This window comes from Cupriavidus sp. 05T41 (genome assembly GCF_056396525.1).
On sequence record NZ_JBFTLQ010000005.1, the window covers coordinates 41,100 to 59,460 of the forward strand.

Genomic DNA, 18,361 nt, shown 5'->3' on the forward strand with positions numbered 1-18,361 from the left:
TCGCCTCCGCGCCTTTATTCCCGCCGCGGGCCGATTTTATTTTTTGCCCCGGGCGCGAAAAGCGGGAATAAACTCGACGCATCTTCGGTATACGGATTTGGCGCGACGGGACAGGACGATGCCCCGCCGCGCGCCCGGCCAAAGGAGTGACGTGAACGCTGCCGACCGACGCCGCCGATTCGACGAACTCGTGCTGCCGCATCTCGACGCCGCCTACAACCTGGCGCGCTGGCTGTCGGGCAGCAGCACCGAGGCAGACGACGTGGTGCAGGAAGCCTGCCTGCGCGCGTTCTGCTTTTTCGACAGTTTCCGCGGCGACCAGCCGCGCGCCTGGCTGCTGGCGATCGTGCGCAACACCTGGTTCACGGCGTGGCGCAAGCGGCTGCAGCCCGGCCAGGGCGACAGCGCCGGCTACGACGATGCGCACTTCGACGGCGATGCCCTGCCCGGCTGGCAGGACGGCCACGGCGACAGCCCCGAGCAATGGCTGCTGCGCGCCGAGGATGTGCGCCTGCTGCACCTCGCGCTGGAACAGCTGCCGCTGGCCTTCCGCGAGGTACTGGTGCTGCGCGAACTGGAGGACCTGCCCTACCGCGATATCGCCGCCATTGCCGAGATCCCGCTGGGCACGGTGATGTCGCGCCTGGCGCGCGCGCGCAAGCTGCTGGCGGCCGCGGTGCTGGCGCTGCGCGCCCGGCAGGCGCACGGCGCGCAGGCGGAGCGCGCCACCGCAACGGGCACGAACGTGGCGCCGCCGCTGGGTGCCGGGGAGACAGGCCATGGACTGCAATGACACGAGGATGCTGCTGCAAGCCTGCGCCGACGCAGAGCTCGGCGTCAGCGATACGCTCGCCGTGGAACGCCACCTGGCGCAATGCGACGCCTGCAGCGCGCAGCTGGCGCACTTGCGCGAACTGCGCACCGCGCTGCGCGCGCAAGCGCCCTATCACCGCGCCAGCCCCGCGCTGCGCCACCGGCTGCAGGCGGCACTGGACGAAGCCGCGGAAAACGACAGTGCCGCGGCGCTGCCACGGGACCGGCACGCCCCCGCCGGCTGGTGGCAGGCGCTGCGCCGCTACTTTGCATGGGGCCCGGCCGCCAATGCCGCCATGGCGGCGGTGACCGTGGCAGCGCTCGGCATCGGCATGGCGCAGTTCGCGCTGCGTGACGCCGGCGAGCCGACCGTGGAGCGCGAGATGGTCACCAGTCATGTGCGCGCGCTGATCTCCGGCCACGCCATCGACGTGGCTTCTTCGGACCGCCACACGGTCAAGCCCTGGTTCAACGGCAAGCTGGACTACGCGCCGCCGGTCCGGGACCTGGCCGCGCAGGGTTTCCCGCTGACGGGCGGCCGCCTGGACTATGTGCACGGACGCGCGGTGGCGGTGCTGGTGTACCGCCGCAACCAGCATCCGATCGATGTCTTCGTCGTGCCGCTGGCAGACGGGGAAAAAGAGGGCAAGGCGGGCAGCGCGAGCGTCGCCGCGCCCGCGATCGAGGCGCACCAGGGCTACCAGCTTGCGCGCTGGGACAGCGATGGCATGCGCTATGCCGCCATCACCGATGCCTCCGCCGAAGACCTGCTGCGTTTCACGCAGGCATGGCGCGCGGGCGGCGGCGACGGCGCGCACTGAGCGCGCCGCGCGCCTGCCCGCTGCTCAGGCCAGCACGAAGGGCAGTTGCCGCTGGCGCTTGCCGGTGAGCGTGAACAGCGCGTTGGCCACCGCCGGGGCGATCGGCGGCACACCCGGTTCGCCCAGGCCGGTGGGGTTGTCCTCCGACGGCACGAAGAACACGTCCACCACCGGCGCATCGGTGATGCGCGGCGGCGGATAGTCGGGGAAGTTGCTGTTCTTTACCGCGCCATTCTCGATCTCGATGGCGAAGCCCGGCCGCATCATCGCCAGCCCGAACACGCAGGCGCCCTGGATCTGCGCCTCGGCGGACATCGGGTTGACCACGCGGTTGGCATGCACGCCAGCCGTCACGCGGTGCACGCGCGGCTGGTTCTTCACCAGCGACACTTCCACCACGTAGGCCACCACGGTGTTGAACGACTCGTGCAAGGCCACGCCCCAGGCCTGTCCCTTGGGCAACTTGCGCTTGCCGTAACCGGACTTCTGCACCGCCAGCTGCAGCGCCGCGCGATGGCGCGCGTGCTTGCCCGCGTCCAGCCGCGACAGCCGGTACGCCACCGGATCCTGGCGCGCGTTGACTGCGATCTCGTCGACCAGCGTCTCCTTGACGAAGGCCGTATGCGTATTGCCGACCGAGCGCCACCACAGTACCGGCACGTCCACCTGCGGATGGTGCACCGAGAGCTGCAGCGGGAAACCGTAGTCGTTCTCGACGATGCCTTCGGTCATGGTCGCGTCCACGCCACCCTTGATCATGAAGGCCTCGAACGGCGTGCCCTTGAGGATGGACTGGCCCACCACGGTGTGCTGCCAGCCCAGCACCTGCCCCTTCGCATCGATGCCGATACGGGCCCGGTGCACGTGCAGCGGCCGGTAGTAGCCGCCGCGGATATCGTCCTCGCGGCTCCACATCACCTTGAGCGGCTCGTCATGGCCGTTCTTGACCCAGGTCTGCAGCACGTTGGCGGCTTCGACCAGGTAATCGGAAGTGGGCACCGCGCGCCGGCCGAAGCCGCCGCCGGCCATCATGGTATTGAGCGTGACCTTGTCCAGCTTCAGGCCCAGCACGCGCGCGATGGCGGCCTGGTCCACGGTCTGGAACTGCGAGCCGACCCAGACCTTGACCGACTGCACCGTCTTGCCCGTCACCTCGGCCTGCATGGTGCAGTTCAGCGGCTCCATCGGCGCGTGCGCCAGGTAGGGGAACTCATAGTCCGCCTCGATGGTGCGCGCCGCGCCCGACATGGCACCCAGGTCGGCCTGCACCGCCACCGTGCCCGGCTGCGCGGCCAGCGCCTTGTACTGCGCGAACAGGGCCTTGGTGGAGACGGTGGAGCCCGCGTCTTCCCACACAATCTCGAGCGCGTCGCGAGCCTGCTTGGCCGGCCAGTAGCCATCCGCGACCACCGCCACGCCGGTGCCGCCGCGGTCCACCGGCACCAGCATGATGTCGGCCACGCCCTTGATTGCGCGCGCCTTGTCGGCATTGAAGGACTTCACCTTGCCGCCGAAGCGCGGCGGGCGCGCCACCACGGCGACCACCATGTCCTTGAGGCGGGTGTCGATGCCGAAGGCGGTGGTTGCCTCCAGCTTGCCGCGCGCGTCCAGGCGCGGCGTGGGCTTGCCGATGATCTTGAACTGCGAGGGGTCCTTGAGCTTCACCTGCTGCGGCACCGGCAGCGCCATGGCGGCCTGCGCCAGCTCCCCATAGGTGGCGCGGTGGCTGCCGGAAGTCACCACGCCCTGCGCCACCTGGCAGCTGGCGGGATCGACCTGCCACTGCTTCGCCGCGGCCGCCACCAGCATGGCGCGGGCACGCGCGCCGAGTTCGCGGTATTGCTGGAAGGAATGATTGAGCGCCGTGGAGCCGCCGGTCATCTGCATGCCGAAGCCGGGGTCCTTGTAGGCATCGCCGGCGGGCGCGAGCGTGGCGCGTACATTGCGCCAGTCCACGTCGAGCTCCTCGGCGAGTGCCATGGGCAGCGCGGTGTGCACGCCCTGGCCGAACTCGAGCCGGTTCACCGCCACCGTGACCGTGTTGTCCGGCGCGATCAGCACGAAGGCCTGCGGCGGCGAGGGCGGCGCCTTGGGCGCGCCGCCTTCCTGCGCCTGCGCATTCGGCACGGGCAGCAAGCCGAGCGCCAGGCCGCCACCGGCAAAGCCGGCGAGCTTGAGGAAATCGCGGCGGTCGAATGTGGCTGCGGCATCCGCGCGCGCGGGTGCCGACGGGTCCTGCCGGCGGCTGCCGCCGGCAAGTGCTTCCAGGTTCTGTATTCGCATGATGTGGCTCTCCTTATGCCAGCGCGCGCGCCGCATCCTTGATGGCGGCGCGGATTCGCTGGTAGGTGCCGCAGCGGCACAGGTTGCCCGCCATGGCCTGGTCGATGTCGGCGTCGGTCGGGTGCTTCTTGTTGCGCAGCAGCCCCGTCGCGCTCATGACCTGCCCGTTCTGGCAGTAGCCGCACTGCGCCACGTCATGCTTGATCCAGGCATCCAGCACCGCACGGCCGACCTTGTCGCCCGTGACGCCTTCGATGGTAGTGATGCGTACGCCCTGCGCGGCGGACACCGGGGTCACGCAACTGCGCGTGGGCTGGCCGTTCACATGCACGGTGCACGCACCGCAGGCGGCCATGCCGCAGCCGAACTTGGTGCCGGTCATGCCGAGGTTGTCGCGCAGTGCCCACAGCAGCGGCGTGGACGGATCGACGTCGACTTGCAACGGCTTGCCGTTGATATCTAGGGTGGTCATGAGGGGAAGCTCCTTGGGTCTGTTTGCCCTGGCCTGGTGCGCGCCGGGCGCGGCCGGTCCGCGGCGCCTGCCGCCGGGGCAGGCGCGTAAAGCCTTCTGAGCATAGTGCAAAACGGGGGCGCACGTGCAGTACGGCGCACCGGGCCGGCAGCCGCCGGCCTGGCGATGCGCGCGCGGCGAACTTCGCGCGGTGCCCGGCGTCTCTTTCTTATCCCCCGCCAGATCCGCCCGATCCCGATCCGTGCCCGAGCCGCCCGCCCTTCCGTCGCTTCCTGCCGCTTCCGCCGGACGGCGCGCGCGGGCGCCGCGCGCCGTCGCCGCTGCCCCCGCCAGGCTGGACAGCATCCAGGCCCTGCGCGGACTGGCCGCGGCCTATGTGCTGGTGTATCACTCGGGCCTGCGCCTGGGCGGCGAGCATGCGCCGCTGCTAGGCTGGCTGACCGAGAATGTGATCAAGCGCGGCCACGTCGGGGTGGATGTGTTCTTCGTCATCAGCGGCTTCATCATCGCCTGGGTGGCGGTGCTGGCGCGCACGCAGCCGGAACCGACGCTGTCGTTCGCGATCCGCCGCGTGTGCCGCCTGGCACCGCCGTACTGGTTCATGTCGGTATTGCACGCGCTGACGCTCAACCCGGTCAGCCCGGGCCTGTTCGCCGCCTCGCTGGCCTTCATCCCGAGCGCGCCGCAGGACGCGCCCTACTTCGGCTACCCCGCGCTCTACGTGGGCTGGTCGCTCAATTACGAGATGGCGTTCTATGCGGTGTGCGCGCTGGGCCTGATGCTGGCCGGGCGGCGCGCCTTGCTGGTGATGGCAGCCGTGTTCGCCGTCACCACGCTGGCGCTGCCGTGGTGGCGCTTCGGCGCGGTCGATCTCGATCCGGCCCATGCCTATCCGTTCGCCTCGGCATGGCTGTCGATGATCGCCAACCCGCTGGTGCTGGAGTTCGCGCTGGGCTGCGCGCTCGCGTGGCTCTACGCGCGCACGCGCCATCGCCTCACGCGCGGCGTGGCCACGGTGTTGCTGGCGCTCGGGGTGGCCGGATTCTCGGCCTCGCTGGTGCTGGTGGAGCCGGAATTCAGCCTGGGCGGGCGCGCCCTGCCGGCCGGCGCCCTCCTGTTCGGCGCGGTGGCGGCCGAGCATGCCGGCGTGCTGCGCGTGCCGCGCATGCTGGTATGGCTGGGCGAGCTGTCGTACGCGCTCTACCTGACGCACCCGACCGTGATCGAGGCCGTCAAGCGGCTGATGCCAGAGCTGGCACCCGGGCAGATGGGCTGGCAGCTTGCGCGCTTCGCCATCGACGCGGCGCTCGCGCTCGGCCTTGCCATGCTGCTGCACCGCTGGGTGGAGCAGCCAGCGATGGCGGCGGGCCGCCGCCTGGCGCGGCGCTTCGCTGGGGCGGTCGGCTAACCGCTGCAAATAGAGACGCATCGCCTGCGCTTGTTGCTTGTTGCTTGTTCATCGATGCTTGTTCCATGGTGGCCAGCGCACTGCGCGGCAGCCCTCAGAAATCTTCCACCGGTGGTTCGCTGGCGTCGGGATTGCCGGGGCGCCTGGCCGATGGCGGTTCGCCGTTCTCGTCGCGCAGGTCGCGCCCTGGCTTGTCATCCTGGTCGCGCTGCTCGTGCTCGCGGCCCGGATGCGGGTCTGGGCGGTGCGGCTTGCGGGGGTCCGGCTGGTGTTCTCTGGCCTGGGTCATGGCGTGTCTCGGTTGGCGCCCGGATGGCGAGCGCAATGGTGAGCGGGGAATGTGAGCGGGGAATGGAGAGAGCGATGGCGAGCGCAAGTCCCGGCTCCGGGCCATGCAGGATCTTGTCGGGCATCGGCGGGGAGCCACGCTTGCGCGCGCCGCGGGCGTTGCGGATGGCCGGCGGCGGCGGTCAGCACGCAGAGGGAGTCGCGGTACTTGACCGGCTGCCGGCCCGGGCCCGGCGCAAGCCCTATTGCTTCGGTGCCGGACTGGGCGAGTCGCCCTTCGGACCCGAAGGCGCATCGGCGCTTGGCGCGCGATTGGCATCCTGCTGGCGCGGCTTGTCGGCGCGGTGGGTGCTCTTGCCCTTGGACTTGGCGTCGGACTTCGACATGCCGCTGCTGTTGTCCATCTGAGCGCCGGCCATGTTGCGGTCAGACTGGTTCTGCCCTTCGGTGGGCGGCGCGCTCGGGTTGGGCTGGTTGATCGGGGCTTGCTGGGCCATTGCCGGCAGGCCAAAGGCGGCGGCGCTCAGCACGATGGCGCCTTGAATCAGGACTCGTTTCATGGTGGTCTCCTTGCGGTGGTAGCGATGGTCATGGCGATGGTCATGGCGATGGTCATGGCGATGCATCGTTCATGGACGGACTGACACCCGGCATGGCAGCCACGCAGGCCGCGCTTGCCCGCGCCAGAGCAGTCCAGCCTGGCCGGGGGAATGCCCGGCATTGCAGGCCAACGCCTTTACGATATGTGCTGGCATCCCCCACCTCAGCGGGGAATTGCCTGAAACGCCTGTAGGATTCGGACGACACGAGCCGAAGCCGGCAGCCACGCGCTGGGGCATGCCCCGCTGGCGCGCAAGCCGCCACGGAGGCCGGTTGCGGGGCGGCGAAGGGGGCCGGCGCGCCGATGGAACCCCCATGGGCGCATCGGTCGCCTACATGAAATCAGCCGGGCGCGCTAGCCCGAACAACGGCGACACAGGCATTTTTCTCGGCTCGTGCCGCCGTCGGATGACCGCTATATTGACCGATTAGGCTGGGCCGCGCGTGCAACTTGCGCGAATAGCCGCCATTGCCCCGCCATAGCCCCGCCATAGCCCCTAGATCAGACCGCAGCCGCAGACATGACGCCAGAATCGGAAGTCCGCCCATTGCCCACCTCCTGGCCGCGCTGGCAGCGCGTGGCGCTGGCCGCCCTCGGCTTCTTCCTGCTTGCCCTGGCCGGCATCGCCGTGTCGCGCTATCCCGGCAACGTATCCATGCTCTGGCTGGCGAACGCGTTCGGGCTTGGCGTGGTGCTGCACCACCACCGCCGCGACGCGCCATGGTTGCTTGCCGGCATGCTGGTGGCGGGCGTGGCGGCAAATGCGACCATGGGCGACCAGCCGGCGATCGCGCTGGCGCTCGCGCTGGGCAATGTGGCCGAGATCGTTTTCTCCGCCTGGCTGGTGCGCACCATGACCGCGGGCGCGGCGCAGAGCCGGCCGGGTCCGCTGGCGCGCTTCGCGCTGACGCTGGGCGCGGCCAGCACCCTGGGGCCGGCGGTGGGCGCTACCATCGGCGCGGCCACCATCGCCACCGCGTACAACAGCGGTTTCGCCGCCGTCTGGTGGACCTGGTGGACCGCCGACTCGATGGGCGTGGTGATGCTGCTGCCGCTGATGGTCTCGGTCACGCGCGAGCGCGTGGCGGACACCTTCGGCCGCGCCGGCCTGCGACGCTTTGCCGCATTGCTGGTGCTCAGCCTGACGGTAGGCATGCTGGCGCTGTACAAGAGCAACGAGCCGTTCGTGGTGATGGCGCTGCCGCTGGTGCTGGCCGCGCTGCTGACCAACCCGTTCGCCACCGCGCTGCTCACGCTGCTGGCGATCACCGCCACCGTCGTGCTGGGCCTGGTCGCGGCCTCGCTTGGCCGGGTCGCGGGCGAGCCATTCCTGCTGCAATCGGTGCAACTGTCGACCGCGCTGATCATGCTGTTCCCGATCAGCATCGCCTTCCTGCTGGAGCAGAACCGGCGGGACCGCAGCGAACTGCGCGGCAGCGAGCGGCGCTTTCGCCAGGCCATGGAGCATTCGGCCATCGGCATGGCGCTGGTGGGCCTGGACGGTCGCTGGCTGCAGGTCAACCGCGCCATCTGCGACCTGTTCGGCTATGAGAGCAATGAGCTGTTCGACCTGCCCTTCCCGCTGATCACGCACCCCGACGACCTCGCCCCGGACCTGCACCAGGTAGAGCGCCTGCTGGCCGGCCAGATCGAGTCATACCGCATCGAAAAGCGGTTCCGCCACAAGGACGGCAGCTACCGCTGGACGCTGCTGGCGGTATCGCTGGTACGCGACGAGCATACCGGCGCGCCGCAGCACTTCATCTCGCAGGTCGAAGACATCGACGATCGCAAGACCGCGCAGGAAAAACTCGAAGCGCTGACGCGCCGCACGCAACTGGCGGTGGAAGCCGGCCGCGTGGGCATCTGGGAGTGGAACATCGCCAGCGGCGCGATCGCCTGGGATGCGCGCATGCACGCATTGCACGGCAGCGATCCCGCCGGCGGCGCGCCCGATCTCCAGCACTGGATCGGCATGGTGCATGCCGAAGACGTCGACAAGGCGCGCAGCGAGATGCGCGAGGCGGTGCGCGGCACGCGCGCCTTCGATACCGAATACCGCATCCAGCGCACCGACGGCGAAGTGCGCCATATCCGCGCCATGGCAATGGTGCTGCGCCAGGACGACGGCACCGCGCTGTCCATGATCGGCACCAACTGGGATATCACCGAGCAGCGCCACCTGACCGAGGCGCTGTTCGAGGAAAAGGAACGCCTGCACATCACGCTGCGCTCGATCGGCGACGCGGTGATCTGCACCGATGCCGCCATGGCCGTGACGTTCATGAACCCGATCGCCGAGCAGCTCACCGGCTGGACCATGCAGGCCGCCGCCGGGCAGCCGCTCGAGTTCATTTTCCGTATCGTCGACGAGCACAGCAACCTGCCCATCCCGAGCCCGGTGGAGCAGTGCCTGCAGACCCTGCGCCCGGTCTACCTGCAGGACGGCGCCGTGCTGCAGAGCCTGACCGGCGACCGCCACGACGTGCAGGATTCCGCCGCGCCGGTGCGTACCGCCACGGGCGAGGTAATCGGCGCGGTGCTGGTGTTCCAGGACATCACCAGCGCGCGCGCGCTGCAGCGCGAGCTGGCGCACTCGGCTTCGCACGATGCGCTGACCGGCCTGCCCAATCGCATCTGGTTCGAGAAATGCCTGCGCGAGGCGTGCGAGGCCGCGCGCATGCAGCACCAGCACCACGCGCTGTGCTTCATCGACCTGGACCGCTTCAAGATCGTCAACGACACCGCGGGGCATGCCGCCGGCGACGTGCTGCTGCGCGAGCTGGGGCACGTGATCCGCCACCATGTGCGCCCCGACGACGTGCTGGCGCGCCTGGGCGGCGACGAGTTCGCGCTGCTGCTCAAGGACTGCTCGGTCGACCAGGCCGAGCGTGTCTGCCAGAAGATCATCGATGCCATCCGCGGCCAGCGCTTCCCGTGGGAAGGGCGCGTCTACGATGTCGGCGCCAGCATCGGCATCACCGCCATCGACAACGAGACCCCGCCGGTGGGCGAGCTGATGAGCCGCGCCGACGTGGCCTGCTATGCCGCCAAGGCGGCCGGGCGCAGCCGCGTCTCGGTGTACCGCCGCGACGAAAGCGATGCGCAGCGCCACCACCAGGAGCTGCAGGTGGCCGCGGGCATCCACTCGGCGCTGGATGCCAACCGCTTCCGCCTGTTCGCGCAGGAAATCCGCGCGCTGCAGCAGGACGACGAGGCCGCGGATGCCGACCGCCATATCGAGATCCTGGTGCGCATGGTGGACGAGCAAGGCAAGCTGGTGATGCCGGGCGCCTTCATCCCCGCCGCCGAGCGCTATGACCTGATGGGTCACGTGGACCGCTGGGTGATCCACCACGTGCTGCGCGAGTTCGGCGCGCGCCTGGCCGCCGTGCCGGCGCTCACGGTGGCCATCAACCTGTCGGCCAACTCGCTCGGCGAGCCCTTCCTGCTGCCCTTCCTGCATGCCGAGCTGCACGAATCGGTGCTGCCGGCCAGCCGCATCCAGCTGGAAATCACCGAGACCGCGCTGATCAACAACATGGCCGCGGCCAACCGGCTGGTGGCGGAGATGCGCAGCGCCGGCTGCACCGTGGCGCTGGACGACTTCGGCGCGGGCCTGTCGTCGTTCTCGTACCTGAAGCAGTTCCCGGTGGACTATCTCAAGATCGACGGCAGCTTTATCCGCCACCTCGCCGGCAGCGCGGTCGACCGCGAGATCGTCAGCTCGATCAACGACATCGGGCACCGGCTGGGCATGCTCACGGTAGCCGAATCCGTGGAGGACGAGCAGACCCTGCAGACCTTGCGCGCGATCGGCGTGGACTACGCCCAGGGCTACGTGATCGGGCGGCCGATGCCGCTGGAAGACTTCCTGGAGCGCTGCCGCACGCTGCCGGTCGATAACGCCTGACTGGCGGCTGACTGGCGGCTAATTCATGGCTGACCATGCTGACCATGCTGACCAGGCAGACGAAGGGCTGACCAAGGGCTGACGGCCCTCCCCTCGCCGGGCAGCATGCTGCCCGCGTCACACCCGGCCCCGCCGCCCCTGGCGGGTGCCTTCCGCACCGCCCGGCGCGTTCGGAGATCCGAACGCGCGCGCCGCCCGAACGCACGGAAACCCGAACCGTGCGCCGGGATCACTTTGATTTCCCCTTGTTTTTCAGCAACTTAGCCGCAGCCCCCAGGCCCGCCGGCCTGGCACGGCTCGTGCGATGTATGCGCCCGCCCAAGCGGCAGATACAGGTTGACGGGCGGCTGCCCCGCCGCCGGCCCGCACCGACAAAACAATGGAGGAAACAATGACAGAGCCCGCCTTGCAGACCCCGCATCGCTGACGTCCCCGGCGCAAGGCCGCGAGACGCTCCCCGCGGGACGGCGCTCCACGCCTGAAGCTGCCAGCCCCGCCCCCGCAAAAACAGCCGCCCGGCCACCCGCCGGGCGCATGGCCCGACTTCTGATGAAACTGAACCGACTGCCCACCCTGATTTTCCTTGCGATGCTGCTCGGCGTGCTGGCCGGCACGGCAGCCCACCACATGGCGCCGGACCCCGCCGCCGCCAAGTCCATCGCGGACTACCTGTCCATCCTCACCGACGTGTTCCTGCGCATGATCAAGATGATCATCGGGCCGCTGGTGTTCGCCACGCTGGTCAGCGGCATCGCTGGCATGGGCGACGGCCGCGCCGTGGGCCGCATCGGCCTGAAGGCCATGGCATGGTTCATCGCCGCGTCGATCACCTCGCTGCTGCTGGGACTGCTGATGGCCAACCTGCTGACGCCGGGCCAGGGCATGAACCTGGCGCTGCCGCCGGCCGACGCCGCCTCCAACCTGAAGACCGGGGCGCTGAACCTGCGCGACTTCATCGCGCACATGTTCCCCAAGAGCTTCGTCGAGGCCATGGCCACCAACGAGATCCTGCAGATCGTGGTGTTCTCGCTGTTCTTCGGCTTTGCCCTGGGCACCGTCAAGGACGGCGTGGGCAAACCCGTGCTGGCGGCCATCGACGGCCTCGGCCACGTCATGCTGAAGGTCACCAACTACGTGATGGCGTTCGCGCCGGTGGGCGTGTTCGGCGCCATCGCCGCGGTGATCACGGCCGAGGGCCTGGGCGTGCTGGTGGTGTACGCCAAGCTGCTGGGCAGCGTCTACCTGTCGCTGGCGCTGCTGTGGATGGCGCTGATCGCCGGGGGCTACTTCTTCCTGGGCCGCGACGTGTTCCGCCTGCTCAAGATGGTGCGCGCGCCGCTGATGATCGGCTTCGCCACCGCCAGCAGCGAATCGGCCTACCCCAAGGTGATCGAGCAGCTCGGCCGCTTCGGCGTGAAGGAGCGCATCACCGGCTTCGTGCTGCCGCTGGGCTACTCGTTCAACCTGGATGGCTCCATCATGTACACCTCGTTCGCCGCGTTGTTCGTGGCGCAGGTGTATGGCATCCACCTCTCGCTCACGCAGCAGATCACCATGCTGCTGGTGCTGCTGGTCACCAGCAAGGGCATCGCCGGCGTGCCGCGCGCCTCGCTGGTGGTGGTGGCCGCGGTACTGCCGATGTTCGGCCTGCCCGAGGCGGGCATCCTGCTGGTGCTGGGCATCGACCATGTGCTCGACATGGGCCGCACCGTCACCAATGTACTTGGCAACGCCATTGCCACCACCGTCGTCGCCAAAAGCGAAGGCGCCATCGGCGCGCCGGTGCCCGAAGAAGCGGATGACCCCGCTGCCGACGGCAACCTTGGCCTGACACCCGTTCAGGTCCTGGCCGGCAAGTAACACTGCCAGCGCGCCAAGGCCCGGCTGCCGATCAGGTAGCCGGGCCTTTTTCTTTTGCGGTGCACAATACGCGATGTGGTAAAAGACGGGGTTATTCGCGCTGCCGCCGCCGTGCCATGCCCGTGTATTTCCTTGCCACGGCGAAGCGCGCTGCAGCCATCCGCAGCCCAAAAGCCTTTCTCGCAAGCCCATGACTGGCCCGTTCCGTTCACACGCCACCCCGCCAGGCGCCCTGCCCGACGCCCCCTCTCGCCACGGCCGTACCGGCCGCCTGCGCCAGTGGGTACCCCTGTTCGCCATGCTGGCGCTGGCGGTGCTGGTCGGGCTGGCTGGCGCGCTGGGCTACCGCTACAGCTACGACGCCGCCCTGGCACGCCAGGGCGAGCGCGGCCAGGTGCAGCTGCGGCTGTACGACCAGGCGCTGTCGAGCGAGCTGGGGCGCTACGACTACGTGCCCAGCCTGCTGTCGCTGGACGACAAGATCGCCGCGCTGCTGGCCAGGCCGGACGACCCGGCGCGGGTCGAGGCGGCCAACCAGTACCTGGCGGCGCTCAACGCCCGCGCCGGCACGCGCGCGGTATACGTGCTCGATGCGCACGGCCGCGTGCGCGCCACCAGCAACTACCAGCGGCCCGACAGCTACATGGGCGAGGATCTCAGCTTCCGCACCTATTTCAACGATGCCGCCGATGGCCAGCTGGGCCGTTTCTACGGCGTCGGCACCACGCGCAGCGAGCCCGGCTACTATCTCTCCGCCCCGCTCGGCGACCGCCACAAGCCCAGCGGCGTGGCGGTGGTCAAGGTGGGCCTGGAGCCGCTGGAGAACCGCTGGCAGGGCGCCGACACGCAGATGCTGCTGACCGACGAGAACGGCGTGGTGATCCTGGCCTCGGACCCGTCGCTGAAGCTGGCCGCGCTCAGGCCGCTGGCGCCGGGGCAGCGCGAGCGGCTGCAGCACAGCCTGCAGTACAACCGCGCCCCCCTGCCGCAGCTAGAGCTGGCGCCGGTGCGCAAGCTGTCCGACAGCGACGCCCTGGTGCGCCTGCGGCGCGGTCCGCCCATGCTGGCGCAGACCGCCGAGCTGGTCGGCACCGACTGGCAGCTCACGCTGCTCACCAATACTTCGCAGGCGCGCCTGGCCGCGCTCAACAGCGCCGCGCTGGCGGGCGTGCTGACGGCCTTCGTGCTGCTGCTGGCGGCGGCCTGGAACGTGCGCCGGCGCATCGTCGGCGAGCGCCTGGCCGCGCGCGTGGCGCTGGAAGCCGCGAACGGCGAACTCGAACGCAAGGTGGCCGAGCGCACCGCCGACCTGTGGACCGCCAACCAGCAGCTGCAGGCCGAGGTCGCCGAGCGCATCCGCGCCGAAGCGACCTTGCGCCAGGCCCAGGACGGCCTGCTCCAGGCCGGCAAGCTGGCCGCCGTCGGCCAGATGTCCACCGGTATCGCGCATGAGCTGAACCAGCCGCTGGCGGCACTGCGCACGCTCTCGGGCAACACGCAGAAATTTCTCGAACGCGGCGACAACGCCACGGCGCAGGCCAACCTCGGCACCATCATCGGCCTGGTCGAGCGCATGGGCCGCATCACCGGCGCGCTCAAGTCGTTCGCGCGCAAGCCCGGCAACGGCAGCTGCACCGCGCGGCTGGACGAAGCGCTGGACAACGCGCTGTTCCTGCTCGACACGCGCCTGCAGGCGGTGCGCCCGGAACTGAGCCGCCAGCTCGAGCCCGGCCTGGTGCTGGCGTGCGACCCCAACCGCCTGGAGCAGGTGCTGGTCAACCTGCTCGGCAATGCGCTCGACGCCGTGGCCGGCATGCCCGCGCCGCGGCTGGAAGTGCGCGGCCACCTGGCGGGCGACAAGCTCCGCCTGACCATCCGCGACAACGGCGCGGGCTTGTCCGAGGAGGCGTTCGCCCGCCTGTTCGAGCCCTTCTTCACCACCAAGCCCGCCGGCCAGGGCCTGGGGCTCGGCCTGGCGCTGTCGGCCGGCATCCTGGATGAATCGGGCGGCAGCCTCGAGGCCAGCAATCACCCGGACGGCGGCGCCTGCTTCACGCTGGTGCTGCCGCTGGCGCGGCCCGGCGCGCGCCAGGAAAACCAGGCAAGCAGGGAAACCGGCCATGACAAGTAATCCGCTCACCGTACTGATCGTCGAATACGATCCCGACGTACGCCTGGGCTGCGAGCAGGCCCTGCGGCTCGAAGGCATTGCCACGCGCGCGGTCGGCAGCGCCGAGGCAGCGCTGCGCGAAGCCGGCGAGAACTTCGCCGGCGTGGTGGTCAGCGATATCCGCCTGCCCGGCATGGACGGCATGGCGCTGCTGCGCGAACTCAAGGCACGCGACGGCGCGCTGCCGGTGATCATGGTGACCGGCCACGGCGATGTCAGCCTGGCGGTGCAGGCCATGAAGTCCGGTGCCTACGACTTCCTGGAGAAGCCCTTCTCGCCCGAGCAGCTGGTGGAGGTGGCGCGGCGCGCGCTGGAGCAGCGCCGCCTGGTGCTGGAAGTGGCCGAACTGCGCCGCAAGCTGGCCGGGCGCGACACGCTGCAGGCGCGCCTGATCGGGCAGTCGCCGGCCATCGAACGGCTGCGCAAGCTGATTGCGGACCTGGCCGACACCGCCGCCAACGTGCTCATCCACGGCGAGACCGGCACCGGCAAGGAACTGGTGGCACGCTGCCTGCACGAAGCCAGCGCGCGCCATGCACGGCATTTCGTGCCGATCAACTGCGGCGGCCTGCCCGAGCAGCTGTTCGAGAGCGAGATCTTCGGCCACGAAGCCGGCTCCTTCACCGGCGCGGCGCGGCGGCGCATCGGCAAGGTCGAGCACGCCGAGGGCGGCACGCTGTTCCTCGACGAGATCGAAAGCATGCCGATGCAGATGCAGATCAAGCTGCTGCGGGTGTTGCAGGAACGCGTGGTGGAGCGGCTCGGCTCCAATACGCCGGTACCGGTCAACACCCGCGTGGTGGCGGCCACCAAGGCGGACCTCAAGGCGCTGTCGGAGGCCGGCCAGTTCCGCGCCGACCTCTATTACCGTCTCAACGTGGTGACGCTGGAGCTGCCGCCGCTGCGCGAGCGGCGCGAAGACGTGCCGCCGCTGTTCGAGCATTTCGTGGCCCAGGCCGCCCTGCGCTTCGAGCGCGAGGCGGTAGCCGCCAGCCGGGCCGAGATGGCCGCGCTGATGGCCTACCCGTGGCCCGGCAATGTGCGCGAGCTGCGCAACCTGGCCGAGCGCCACGTGCTGGGGCTGGGCTGCAACCCGGGCCAGGGCACCGCCGAGCCGGCCGCGCTGCCACTGGCGCAGGCCGTGGAGCAGTTCGAACGGGCCATGGTGGCCGAGGCCATGCGCCGCCATGAAGGCAACCTGAGCCGCGCCGCCGAGGCACTGGGCATCGCCAAGACCACCTTGTTCGACAAGGTGAAGAAGTACAGGCTCTGAGCCACGGCGCGCCGCCCCGCGCGCCTTGCGGTCCTGGCCTCGGCCCGGCCCATCCCGTCCGGCCCCGCCCGCTCCCCGCGGGCTCCTGCGCACGCTCTGCACGGTCACGCCGCGCTATGTGAGGTGCCGCACCGAAGCGCGCCGTACGCCGCGCCACCATGGCTTCACCCCTTCCCGCGCGCCTTGCGTCCAACCGGCGCCAGGCGCGGCCGGTGCGGGACAAAGCCCGGGCCGTCGGCCGGGGCCGGCGACCGCGGTACTGGCCCGTACCGCGGTCGCCAACCATTGACAGCGTAGCAGCGCCGACACCGGACAAGCTGAGCGGGCCTCGATCACACCGAGCGGACCGACGATGATCCTACAAGGCAACGACCCGACCACGGGCGCCTCGTTCTCGCTGGGCAACCGCCTGCAGCGGCAGCTCTGGCGGTGGGTCTGGCTGTGCCTGTTCCGGCCCAGCCCGCGCCCGCTGCACGTGTGGCGCGCGGCGCTGCTGCGGCTGTTCGGCGCGCGCCTCGGGCCGCATGTCCACATCTACCCCTCGGTCAGGATCTGGGCGCCGTGGGACCTGAGCGTGGGCGGCCACGTGGGCGTGGCCGACGGGGTCACGCTGTACAACATGGCGCCGATCGAAATCGGCGACTACTGCGTGGTTTCCCAGGGCGCGCACCTGTGCACCGGCAGCCACGACTACAACAGCGCCAATTTCCAGCTGGTCGCGCATCCCATCGTGCTGGCGCCGCATGTGTGGATCTGTGCCGAAGCGTTCGTCTCGCCGGGCGTGTCCGTGGCCGAAGGCGCGGTGGTCGCGCCGCGCTCCGTGGTCACCAGGAGCCTGCGCACGCCGTGGACGGTCTATGCCGGCACGCCGGCCCGGGCCATCGGCACGAGGACGAGACATGGCAAGGCCTAGCAACTTCAGGCAGATGAGCCATCCCGTGCGCATGGGCCGGCCGGGCTCGCCGGCCGCGCCTGGCATCTCGGTGCTGATCCTCACCCGCAACGAAGAGCAGGACCTGCCGGGCTGCCTGCAGAGCGTGGCCTGGTCGGACGACATCCATGTCTACGACTCCATGAGCACCGATGCCACCGTGGAAATCGCCACGCGCTTTGGCGCCCGCGTCACGCAGCGCCCCTTCGACAACTGGGCCAGCCACCAGAACTGGGGCCTGCGCAACATCGCCTTCCGCCATCCCTGGGTGTTCTATATCGACGCCGACGAGCGCATGACACCGGCGCTGGCCGAGCACGCACTGGCCGCCGTGCGCGCCGCGCGCGACGAGGTGGCGTTCCGCGTGCAGCGGCGCGATTTCTTCCTCGGCACCTGGCTGCGCCACGTGCAGACCTCGCCCTTCTACCTGCGCCTGTTCCGGCCGGAGCGCATGCGCTACGAACGGCTGGTCAATCCCGTCTCGATCCCCGACGGCCCGGCCGGCGAGCTGTCCGGCTATCTCGACCACTTTCCCTTCAGCAAGGGCCTGAGCCACTGGATCACGCGCCACAACAGCTACAGCAGCCTGGAAGCGCAGCAGACCATCGACAACCGGCGCGGCAAGGCGGATTTCAGCCTGCGCGAGGCGCTGTTCGCGCCGGACTTCCACCAGCGGCGCGCGCATCAGAAGGAGCTGTTCTACCGCCTGCCGCTACGCCCACTGGCCAAGTTCGTGCTGCTCTACGTCGGCAAGCGCGGCTTCCTCGACGGCCGTGCCGGCCTCACCTACGCCATCCTGCAGTCGATCTACGAATACTTCATCGTGATCAAGACGCACGAACTCAAGACCCGGGGCGCCTCGGCGCCGGCCACGGCGCACGCCGGCATCGCGCGCGTGGATGGCAGCGCGGCAGCGCAGGGCGCCGTTCCATGCAGCGAGCCCGGCGGCCTGCCTGCGGAGGCCGCCAAGGCACCGGCGCCGGGCCTCGCGCAGCCGCCGGCCGCGCTTCCCGGCACGCTTCCCGGTACGATTGGCGGCACGCTTCCCGCCGTCGCGGCAGCCGGCCCCGGCGGGCACGGATAGTTGCCGGCGCCTGCGGATCTGGCCTCGCCGGCGCGGCGATCCGGTGCCAGGAACCCCGCGCGCCGCCGGCGGTCTTCAGTAGCATGCGGCATCGAAACCGCGCGAGTCGGGCATCACCCGGGCATCATCCGGGAGCCGCCTGGATGTCTGCATTGTTTGCAAGAAATCGCGGGCTTCGCGTGTCTGCCAAAACGCGGCAATATGCGTTTAAACACAGAAGTGGGAGCGTTCGAGGCGTTTTCGAAATATTTGCCGGCCCTGGCTGGTGATATATGTTCGATAGCGCATATGATTGGGAACCGGCATTCTTCCGTTGGAAGAAGAAGGCACTTGTGACATAGATCACGCCCTTGCATGGCTGCGGAGCACCTCCGCTTCCGGCGCCCAGGGTAACGGGCAAGTCATGCAAGAGGCTCAGCGGTGCCAGCAAGCCATTGAGTTGTT

13 protein-coding genes are annotated in these 18,361 nt (G+C 69.7%); 9 read left to right on the forward strand and 4 right to left on the reverse strand.

All coding sequences use genetic code 11. From position 1 onward, the window contains the following. Positions 1-151: 151 nt before the first annotated feature. Together AC1DKV_RS04605 and AC1DKV_RS04610 are read left to right on the forward strand one after the other, a co-directional pair. The gene (locus AC1DKV_RS04605) at positions 152-793 is read left to right on the forward strand and encodes an RNA polymerase sigma factor (protein ID WP_441612611.1); all 642 of its coding nucleotides are present in this window, start codon (positions 152-154) and stop codon (positions 791-793) included. After that, a complete protein-coding gene (locus AC1DKV_RS04610) occupies positions 780-1,634 on the forward strand; it encodes an anti-sigma factor family protein (RefSeq protein ID WP_441612612.1) in 855 nt (284 codons plus the stop codon). The genes AC1DKV_RS04605 and AC1DKV_RS04610 overlap by 14 nt, the downstream gene beginning before the upstream one ends. Before the next feature lie 24 nt (positions 1,635-1,658). Here AC1DKV_RS04610 and AC1DKV_RS04615 read toward each other — a convergent pair whose 3' ends face one another. Both AC1DKV_RS04615 and AC1DKV_RS04620 read right to left on the reverse strand, forming a co-directional pair. After that, entirely contained in the window at positions 1,659-3,917 is a 2,259-nt protein-coding gene (locus tag AC1DKV_RS04615) for a xanthine dehydrogenase family protein molybdopterin-binding subunit (RefSeq protein ID WP_441612613.1), read from the reverse strand. A gap of 13 nt (positions 3,918-3,930) precedes the next feature. Then, the gene (locus AC1DKV_RS04620) at positions 3,931-4,389 is read right to left on the reverse strand and encodes a (2Fe-2S)-binding protein (protein WP_441612614.1); all 459 of its coding nucleotides are present in this window, start codon (positions 4,387-4,389) and stop codon (positions 3,931-3,933) included. A 334-nt stretch (positions 4,390-4,723) separates the two neighbouring features. On the opposite strand from AC1DKV_RS04620, the gene AC1DKV_RS04625 reads away from it, so the two are divergent. Beyond that, positions 4,724-5,797, forward strand: coding sequence for an acyltransferase family protein (locus AC1DKV_RS04625; protein ID WP_441612730.1), 1,074 nt, complete (start codon positions 4,724-4,726; stop codon positions 5,795-5,797). A gap of 94 nt (positions 5,798-5,891) precedes the next feature. On the opposite strand, the gene AC1DKV_RS04630 is transcribed toward AC1DKV_RS04625, so the two are convergent. Both AC1DKV_RS04630 and AC1DKV_RS04635 read right to left on the reverse strand, forming a co-directional pair. Further along, positions 5,892-6,086: a hypothetical protein gene (locus tag AC1DKV_RS04630; protein ID WP_441612615.1), complete on the reverse strand. Its 195-nt coding sequence runs from the start codon at positions 6,084-6,086 to the stop codon at positions 5,892-5,894. A 241-nt stretch (positions 6,087-6,327) separates the two neighbouring features. Further along, positions 6,328-6,645 carry a hypothetical protein gene (locus AC1DKV_RS04635; RefSeq protein ID WP_441612616.1) on the reverse strand — a complete coding sequence of 106 codons (318 nt, stop codon included), beginning with the start codon at positions 6,643-6,645 and terminating at the stop codon, positions 6,328-6,330. Positions 6,646-7,206: 561 nt separating this feature from the next. Here AC1DKV_RS04635 and AC1DKV_RS04640 point away from each other — a divergent pair. From AC1DKV_RS04640 to AC1DKV_RS04665, 6 genes are all read left to right on the forward strand, one after another. Continuing rightward, positions 7,207-10,599: a diguanylate cyclase gene (locus AC1DKV_RS04640; RefSeq protein ID WP_441612617.1), complete on the forward strand. Its 3,393-nt coding sequence runs from the start codon at positions 7,207-7,209 to the stop codon at positions 10,597-10,599. Between the two features lie 549 nt (positions 10,600-11,148). Continuing rightward, entirely contained in the window at positions 11,149-12,459 is a 1,311-nt protein-coding gene (locus tag AC1DKV_RS04645; RefSeq protein WP_441612618.1) for a dicarboxylate/amino acid:cation symporter, read from the forward strand. Between the two features lie 190 nt (positions 12,460-12,649). Next, complete coding sequence (locus AC1DKV_RS04650) at positions 12,650-14,590, forward strand: sensor histidine kinase (protein ID WP_441612619.1); 1,941 nt, start codon at positions 12,650-12,652, stop codon at positions 14,588-14,590. Next, on the forward strand, positions 14,580-15,902 hold the full coding sequence (locus tag AC1DKV_RS04655; protein ID WP_477137501.1) for a sigma-54-dependent transcriptional regulator: 1,323 nt from the start codon (positions 14,580-14,582) through the stop codon (positions 15,900-15,902). Before AC1DKV_RS04650 ends, AC1DKV_RS04655 begins: the two co-directional genes overlap by 11 nt. Before the next feature lie 352 nt (positions 15,903-16,254). Next, entirely contained in the window at positions 16,255-16,815 is a 561-nt protein-coding gene (locus AC1DKV_RS04660) for an LbetaH domain-containing protein (protein ID WP_441612621.1), read from the forward strand. Continuing rightward, entirely contained in the window at positions 16,802-17,917 is a 1,116-nt protein-coding gene (locus tag AC1DKV_RS04665) for a glycosyltransferase family 2 protein (protein ID WP_441612622.1), read from the forward strand. Before AC1DKV_RS04660 ends, AC1DKV_RS04665 begins: the two co-directional genes overlap by 14 nt. Positions 17,918-18,361: the final 444 nt, after the last annotated feature.